This window comes from Galactobacter sp., assembly GCF_022712295.1.
Taxonomy (GTDB): Bacteria; Actinomycetota; Actinomycetes; order Actinomycetales; family Micrococcaceae; genus Galactobacter.
Map to the genome: position 1 here is coordinate 1 of NZ_JALAGT010000071.1, position 3,439 is coordinate 3,439.

The 3,439-nt window shown below is 66.7% G+C and carries 4 protein-coding genes; 3 read left to right on the forward strand and 1 reads right to left on the reverse strand.

The window, feature by feature from the left end; all coding sequences use genetic code 11:
- Positions 1 to 41: 41 nt before the first annotated feature.
- On the reverse strand, positions 42 to 689 hold the full coding sequence (locus Q0A15_RS05555; RefSeq protein WP_291278538.1) for a hypothetical protein: 648 nt from the start codon (positions 687 to 689) through the stop codon (positions 42 to 44).
- A gap of 162 nt (positions 690 to 851) precedes the next feature.
- On the opposite strand from Q0A15_RS05555, the gene dusB reads away from it, so the two are divergent.
- From dusB to dgt, 3 genes are all read left to right on the forward strand, one after another.
- Entirely contained in the window at positions 852 to 2,039 is a 1,188-nt protein-coding gene (gene dusB, locus Q0A15_RS05560) for a tRNA dihydrouridine synthase DusB (RefSeq protein ID WP_291278540.1), read from the forward strand.
- Positions 2,040 to 2,149: 110 nt separating this feature from the next.
- A complete protein-coding gene (locus Q0A15_RS05565; RefSeq protein ID WP_291278539.1) occupies positions 2,150 to 2,602 on the forward strand; it encodes an HD domain-containing protein in 453 nt (150 codons plus the stop codon).
- Positions 2,603 to 2,716: 114 nt separating this feature from the next.
- On the forward strand, positions 2,717 to 3,439 hold a 723-nt coding region (gene dgt, locus Q0A15_RS05570; RefSeq protein ID WP_291278541.1), incomplete at its 3' end, for a dGTP triphosphohydrolase.

Here is a 3,439-nt window from a genome sequence, read left to right on the forward strand (position 1 = left end):
AATATGTCGCGAATGAATTGAATGGTCGGCCGCGGAAGCGGCTAGAATGGTTTACGCCCGCGGAGTGCTTGCGGGAGGCCTTGCAGGCCTGATCGACAACCGTGTTGCAACCACCGGTTGAGACCGCCCCGGGAAGCGCGCACCCCCACGAACGTGATCGGAACGGAACCAGGCGCATCCGGCTGGACGCGGACGGCCAGGGGCAGCGTGCGTGCGGTGGTGGGCTCTTCGACAGCGCTCCGCACCGCGACGACCCGGCCTGTGCCCAACGGGCGGATATCCCGAACGCGGGCCAACGAGCGTCGGGCCTCGAGAATGCGGAGATTGAGCCACTGGCGCCGAATCCAGAAGAACCAGGGGATGGCCAACCCCAACCACGGCGTCGCCACGAGGGCCGCATGGACCCACCACGGTGTCGGCAGGGCGCAGCCGTCGTAGTCACACGGTCGATCGGGATCGTCCAGCATGACGGACTCCCTCACGGCGACGACCATGACGAGGGTAGATCCGACCACCAGGATCAGCAGGCCAAGGCCATTGAGGAGCGGACGGGGCTTGCGCTTGAAGTCATTCGGGTCGGTGGAGAACACCGAGGCGTCCTCGGCGTGGGAGAGCAGGTGGAAGGCCGTCCTGGGTCCGCGCCGCTTGGCGGCCTGTGCATAGGAGAGGGTGTCTGCGTCGTGTGTCATGCCCCGCGTCCTCGCCCTCGTCCGGTCACCGGCTCCTACGGTGTTCTCCATCACTATGGCAGATCTTCGTCTCATCCCGGTGGCCAGAATTGACGGCGGTGGGACAATGGCTTGGTGACTTTGACTGCTCCTGATACCACTGCGCCCGGACGGGAGTCCGCCATGGGCGGCCTGCACACCGACGCGAGCGGCTCGGGCGCAACGCTGAATCTTCCCGCCATTCAGTTCGGCAACCTGACCTTCGACGTGCCCGTGGTGCTGAGCCCCATGGCCGGCATCACGAACTCGGCCTTCCGTCGACTGTGCGCCGAATACGGCCGTGGCATCTACGTGTGCGAGATGGTCACCTCCCGTGCGCTGGTGGAACGCACGCCAGAATCCATGCGGATCATCAAACACGCGCCGGAGGAGAAGACCCGCTCCATCCAGCTGTACGGGGTGGAACCCAACACGGTCCGTGCCGCGGTGCGCATGCTGGTAGAGGAAGACCGTGCGGACCACGTGGACCTCAACTTCGGCTGCCCCGCTCCGAAGGTCACCCGCAAGGGCGGCGGTTCAGCGCTTCCGTGGAAGATCGACCTCTTCAAGGACCTCCTGACCTCGGCTGTCGAGGAGGCCCATCGCGGCGGGATCCCGCTGACCGTGAAGATCCGCAAGGGCGTTGACCAGGACCACCAGACCTTCCGTGACGCCGCCGTTGTGGCCCGCGACCTGGGCGTGGACGGGATCGCCCTGCACGGGCGCACCACCGCGCAGCACTACTCGGGCAAGGCCGACTGGGACGCCATCGCGGAGCTGCGCCAGCTGATCCCGGACATCCCCGTCATCGGCAACGGCGACATCTTCTCCGCCGAGGACGCCGTGGCGATGGTGGAACACACCGGCGTGGACGGCGTGCAGATCGGCCGTGGATGCCAGGGCAAGCCGTGGCTCTTCGCCGACCTGGAGGCCGCGCTGAAGGGATCCCCCGTGAGGGTCCACCCCACGCTCGGGCAGGTGGGGGTCGCGTTCCGGCGTCACGCCGAACTGCTGATCGAGCACTTCGAGGACGAGTTCCGCGGCCTGCAGGACCTGCGCAAGCACGTGGCCTGGTACTTCAAGGGTTATGAGGTCGGGGGAGAGGTCCGCTCAGGGCTGGCTCGGGTGTCCTCGCTGACGGAACTTGATGACCTGCTTGGTCAGCTGGACGCTGACGCCGCCTACCCCGGGGCGGCTGCCGAAGGATCTCGTGGGCGCGCCGGTTCCCCCAAGCGTCCGCACCTGCCACAGGACTGGCTGGACTCGCGCTACATGAATGATGCGCACAAGGCCATGATCGCCCATGCGGAACTGGACATCTCCGGCGGCTGAGCCCACGGTGGACGGGCAAGGTGTCGGGGGCGCGGTCTAGCCTGAAGGTAGCTCCACAAGAGCAGCAATCTCACGGGAGCCGCCATCCCATACGAACGCAGGGAGATGCCATGAACATCGAACTCACCCACCCGCTCGCAGACGCCGCGGACACCGTCGCCGAGTGGGCCCATGCCGGCCAACTCGACAAGACCGGACACGACTACATAGAGCACCCGCGCAGGGTCGCGCAGCGTGTGGCCGCCCGCTTGGGCGGGGACCATCCGGCCGTGATCGTGGCCCTGCTGCATGACGTGGTGGAGGACGCGGACGTCTCCGAAGCAGACCTTCAGGAACGCTTCGGATCGGACATCACAGCCGCCGTATTGGCCATCAGCCGGACGCCGGGGGAGGACCCTGACGCGTACTACGCCCGCGTCGCCGCGAATCCGTTGGCCCTGCAGGTCAAGCAATCGGACCTTGACGACAACACCGATCCGGACCGCGTGGCTCAGCTGGATCAGGCCACGCGTGATCGGCTGGCGGCGAAATACGCCCACGCCAGACAGGTACTGGGTCTCTGAGGTCGCCTGGGTTCCGGGCCCAATCGTGAAAGAATGCGGATCGTGAGTGCAGAAACCGAAGCAGTGACCACGTTCCCGGCTCAGGCCGCCGCCGCGCGCACCCAACGAGGGACACTGCAACCAGCGGCTGCACTCAACCCCGGCTACTCGGAGTGGGATCATCAGCGCTGGGTTCCGGAACCGCCCAAGAAGGCCTATCGATCCGCGTTCGAGCGTGATCGCGCCCGGATCCTGCACTCTGCCGGCCTGCGACGGCTCGGCGCCAAGACCCAGGTGGTGGCGCCCTCCACCGACGACTTCGTCCGCACCCGCCTGACCCATTCGCTCGAGGTGGCGCAGGTCGGTCGTGAACTCGGAGCCTTGCTGGGCTGCGACCCAGACGTGGTGGACACCGCCTGTTTGGCCCACGACCTGGGCCACCCCCCGTTCGGTCACAACGGGGAGAAGACCCTGGACCTGCTCGCGGAATCCTGCGGAGGGTTCGAGGGTAACGCACAGACGTTGCGCCTGCTCACCCGTCTGGAGACCAAGACCTTCCGCGCCAACGGTTCGTCGGCCGGCCTCAACCTGACCCGCGCCAGCCTGGACGCTGCCTGCAAGTATCCCTGGCCGCGTGCAGAGGCGCCGGACACGGGGGAGGGCAAACCCACCAGGAAGTTCGGTGTCTACACGGACGACGAACCGGTGTTCCGTTGGGTCCGTGGACTCAACCACTCCGGCGACGTGGCCCCCGATGCGCCGGACAACGAACGGCCGGCACCGCACCAGACCTGCCTCGAAGCCCAGGTCATGGATCTCGCCGACGACATCTCCTACTCGGTTCACGACGTGGAGGAT